We start from the raw sequence: 4345 nt of genomic DNA, 5'->3' as shown, positions 1-4345 counted from the left end.
GTTTATACAAATTATATTGATTTCACTGATTAGGCTTACAATTTTATACTTCGAAGCACATTATTTGGCAAGATATTACGAAAGTATCTTCTACTAATATTCACAAAATATCCAATTCGATGGTCATGAATTTGTAAATATGATAAATTTCATACTACAATCAATCTCAAGTATTTTCCAAACTACAAGATGATCGGAAATTTCTTAACAAACTCAATATAGAAAAGAGTTTCAGATAAAAAACGCATTAGAAATTACCATCAAAATAATTTAACTGAATTTAACACCTCATATTTTATAGTATGTTTTCGGCTTAAAAAAATCCATAAAAACAACTTGAAAATTTTCATTTTTATAAAAAAACATATCTTTGCACCACTATTTATCAATAAAAAAAACATTAGACATGAAAAAATTATTAATTGCGAGTGCTATTGCACTATTTGGTTTATCAAATGCACAAATCCAAAAAGGTAACTGGATGGTAGGTGGAGATATTTTAGGTGCAGAATTCGGCCTTAATGAGGGTGCTGGATACAATTTTTCTCTTCAGCCAAAAGCTGCTTACTTCATCAAAAACAACGTAGCTGTTGGTGGTTATGTGAATCTTGGATTCAGTGGTGCTAAAGATGCTTCAACAACTTTTATTTACAACGTTGGTGCTTTAGGAAGATATTACCTAAATCCAGACGAAAAAGGAGTTGACAATTTACTAAAACATGGTAGATGGTTTCTAGAAGGTAATGTCGGAATCGGAGGAACTACAATTTCAAAAGGTGGGGCTTCATCTAATGGGCTTAATTTTGGAGCAGGACCTGGTTACGCTTATTTCTTGACCAAAAATATTGGTTTAGAAGGATTACTTAAATATGACGCCAACGCAGGTTTTGGAAATGGAGGATACACTCATAGAATCACATTTGGTCTAGGTTTCCAAATTTATTTCCCTTCAAGTAAAGCAAAACAAATTATTAACGAGGAGAAATAATTTTCCTTAACAATAGAAATAAAAATCTGTCCGAGTCTTTGGACAGATTTTTTATTTGCTCTAATTTAGAATTGGAATACTGAGTTCTCAATTATTGAGATTTTTCGTAAATTCACATCACCAATTATTAAATCTTTTAAACCATGAAAAAATTCTTCATTGTGCTTTTTGTTGCACTCATCATTATGCAGTTCTTTCAAATAGAAAAAACAAATCCACCTGTTAACCAAGAAATTGATTTCTTAACAATTAAAAACACACCAGAAAACATTGCTACCAAGATCAAAGACGCATGTTACGATTGCCATTCTAACGAGACTCAATATCCTTGGTATACCAACGTTCAGCCTTTTGCTTGGTTTATTAAAAGTCATATCAAAGAAGGAAGAAAACATCTTAACTTTTCTGAATTTGCAACCTATGAAACCAAAAAGCAAGCTCATAAGATGGAAGAATGTGTAGAAATGATTGAGAAGGGAGAAATGCCAATGGAATCCTTTGTAATGATGCATCCAGAAGCAAAACTAACAGATGCGGACAGAAAAATGCTCATCGACTATTTCAAAGAAATTGAAACGGCAACCAATACATCCTCACCTAACACTGGCGAACCTGCAGCAGAAACGGAAGAATAATCGATTAGAACTATTGATCTAAAATGGATATTGACGAAAGCAAATATTACATCTTCTATGATGGTGACTGTGGATTTTGTAATCACTGGGTACAATGGATTCTCAAGAATGATAAAAAGGACAAATTCTTGTTTTCCTCCTTGCAGTCTCAATTTGCTCAACAGTTTTTAAAAGACCGAGATTTAGATCAAAAGCAATTCAATAGTTTATACCTTTGGAAACCTTCGGAATTCTATCTAACTAAGTCCGAAGCTATTTCTGTAATTGCCAAAATTTTGGGAGGAAAATATTCAATTTTAGCTCGATTTAATTTTTTTCCCACTTTTATTTCGAATATCATTTACGATCAGATTGCAAAAAATCGAAAAAAAATTGCAGCATCCAACTGTTTGCTTCCAACGGAATTAGAACGAAAAAAATTCATTGAATAAGCCTCTTTATTGAATTAAAATAGACTTCTCATTGATTTTCAGCTATAAAACGATATTGACACCTCTAATCAATATCCTAAAAACTTGTGACTTCCTCTAACTACTCCAATCAAAAATTCTATATTTGCACTTATGGAATATAATACAGATAGAACCCAACTCATATTACCCGAATACGGCCGAATTATTCAGCAATTAGTGGAACGTTGCAAAGAGATTGAAGATCGAGAAAAAAGAAACGAAATGGCTTTTGCTATCGTTGATTTTATGGGCCAAAGAAACCCGCAGCTAAGGGACGAAGAAGATTATGCACACAAACTTTGGGATCACCTCTTTATTTTAGCAGATTATAATTTGGACGTTGATTCTCCGTATCCAATTCCTTCCGAAGAAGATCTACAACAAAAACCTGCAAGAATGGAATATCCAAAACTTCAGGGAGATTTCAAATTCTATGGTAAAAGTATTTTGCAGTTAATCGAAAAAGCTATCGAAGCAGTAGAAGGAGACGAAAAAGACGCTTTGATCGAAGTAATTGCGAATAATATGAAAAAATCCTATAACATCTACAACAAAGAACATGTTACGGATGATGTGATATTTCGTCACCTGAAGGAGCTTTCGGAAAACAGATTGGATCTTACCAATATTGATTCTCTGGAAAAAAGTAAAATTTACCATTCTAGTAACAACAATAGAAATGGTAGAAATAAGAATCAAAACAACAACAATAATAACAACAATAACAGACGCAAACACAATAACAATCACAAAAAGAGAAAATAATGAGCGGAGCTTTTCAGATTAGAGGAGGAAAACAGTTGCATGGAGAAATTACTCCGCAAGGAGCTAAGAATGAAGCATTACAAATTCTATGTGCGATATTATTGACTGACGAAGAAGTTAGAATCAAGAATATTCCTGATATCCATGACGTTAATCGTCTTATCGAAATTTTGGGTGATTTCGGTGTTAAAATCACGAAAAATGGACATGGAGATTATACCTTCAAAGCAGATGAAATCAATTTTGAATATATTAAATCTAAAGAATTCAAAAAAAATGGAGCACGATTAAGAGGTTCTATTATGCTTCTTGGTCCTATGTTGGCTCGTTTTGGAGAAGCTTACATGCCAACACCGGGTGGTGACAAAATTGGAAGAAGACGTCTTGATACTCACTTCCAAGGATTTGTTGAACTTGGAGCCGAATTCAAATTTGATGAAGAGGAATCATTTTACACACTGAAAGCAAAAGAACTTCACGGAAAATTCATTCTTCTTGAAGAAGCTTCAGTAACTGGAACGGCTAACATTATAATGGCTGCTGTTTTAGCGAAAGGTAAAACCAGAATTTACAATGCTGCTTGCGAACCTTATCTGCAACAGTTATGCAAAATGCTCAATAGAATGGGTGCGCAGATCAGTGGTATTGGTTCCAACTTATTGACGATTGAAGGCGTTAATCATCTTCGAGGAACGGAACACACGATGCTTCCTGATATGGTAGAAATCGGTTCTTGGATTGGATTAGCTGCGATGACCAAGTCAGAAATCACCATCAAAAACGTCCACTATAATCAATTAGGAATTATCCCTGATGTTTTTCGAAAATTGGGAATTCAATTAGAAAGAAGTGGAGAAGACATCTACATTCCTGCTCAAGAACATTATAAAATCCAGAAATTTATTGATGGTTCGATTCTTACCGTTTCGGATGCGCCTTGGCCAGGATTTACACCTGATTTGCTTTCCATTGTTTTAGTGGTTGCGACGCAAGCGAAAGGTACGGTACTTATTCATCAAAAAATGTTTGAATCAAGATTGTTCTTCGTTGATAAATTGATTGACATGGGTGCCCAAATTATCCTTTGTGATCCGCACAGAGCGACGGTTGTTGGACTTAATCAGGAGTTTCCACTTCGAGGAACTACGATGACATCACCAGATATTAGAGCTGGAAACTCCCTTTTGATTGCTGCACTTTCAGCAGAAGGGAAATCAATCATCCATAACATCGAGCAAATTGACCGTGGTTACGAAAATATCGACGGTCGACTTAAAGCGATTGGAGCTGACATCGAAAGAATCAGCATTTAAGCTAAAGCATTTAAAAATATAAAATCTCCCAACTCAGTAAAGAAATTAGATTTCGAAGATTGAGTTGGGAGATTTATTTTGAATGAATATTGACTGACTTAGAAATTAAAAAAATTGATTGAAGCCCCTTTCTGTTTGAATTATTTCCTGATAAAAAAGTACCTCAACCAAAACCCTCACTTTCTCGATATG

Annotated in this window: 5 protein-coding genes; all 5 read left to right on the top strand. The window is 34.3% G+C overall.

What is annotated here, in order from left to right; genetic code table 11:
- The first annotated feature begins 406 nt into the window (after positions 1-406).
- The 5 genes from AC4AGG_RS15435 (at position 407) to murA (ending at position 4153) form a co-directional block, all read left to right on the top strand.
- Complete coding sequence (locus AC4AGG_RS15435) at positions 407-988, top strand: hypothetical protein (RefSeq protein ID WP_489772911.1); 582 nt, start codon at positions 407-409, stop codon at positions 986-988.
- A gap of 143 nt (positions 989-1131) precedes the next feature.
- A complete protein-coding gene (locus AC4AGG_RS15430) occupies positions 1132-1623 on the top strand; it encodes a heme-binding domain-containing protein (protein WP_489772910.1) in 492 nt (163 codons plus the stop codon).
- 23 nt (positions 1624-1646) lie between these two features.
- Positions 1647-2054, top strand: a complete 408-nt coding sequence (locus tag AC4AGG_RS15425) for a thiol-disulfide oxidoreductase DCC family protein (RefSeq protein ID WP_489772909.1) — start codon at positions 1647-1649, stop codon at positions 2052-2054.
- A gap of 132 nt (positions 2055-2186) precedes the next feature.
- Positions 2187-2840 (top strand): DUF4290 domain-containing protein, encoded by a 654-nt coding sequence (locus tag AC4AGG_RS15420; protein WP_489772908.1) that lies wholly within the window; start codon positions 2187-2189, stop codon positions 2838-2840.
- Positions 2840-4153: a UDP-N-acetylglucosamine 1-carboxyvinyltransferase gene (gene murA / locus AC4AGG_RS15415; protein WP_489772907.1), complete on the top strand. Its 1314-nt coding sequence runs from the start codon at positions 2840-2842 to the stop codon at positions 4151-4153. Before AC4AGG_RS15420 ends, murA begins: the two co-directional genes overlap by 1 nt.
- Positions 4154-4345: the final 192 nt, after the last annotated feature.

The sequence above is a fragment of the Chryseobacterium sp. CG10_8 genome (assembly GCF_058117085.1).
This window is presented reverse-complemented; position numbering and strand designations above follow the sequence as displayed.

What these genes read in the sequence shown, in the direction of transcription:
- murA (WP_489772907.1), top strand. Translation starts at nt 2,840, where the DNA reads ATGAGCGGAGCTTTTCAGATTAGAGGAGGAAAACAGTTGCATGGAGAA.
- AC4AGG_RS15420 (WP_489772908.1), top strand. Translation starts at nt 2,187, where the DNA reads ATGGAATATAATACAGATAGAACCCAACTCATATTACCCGAATACGGC.
- AC4AGG_RS15425 (WP_489772909.1), top strand. Translation starts at nt 1,647, where the DNA reads ATGGATATTGACGAAAGCAAATATTACATCTTCTATGATGGTGACTGT.
- AC4AGG_RS15435 (WP_489772911.1), top strand. Translation starts at nt 407, where the DNA reads ATGAAAAAATTATTAATTGCGAGTGCTATTGCACTATTTGGTTTATCA.
- AC4AGG_RS15430 (WP_489772910.1), top strand. Translation starts at nt 1,132, where the DNA reads ATGAAAAAATTCTTCATTGTGCTTTTTGTTGCACTCATCATTATGCAG.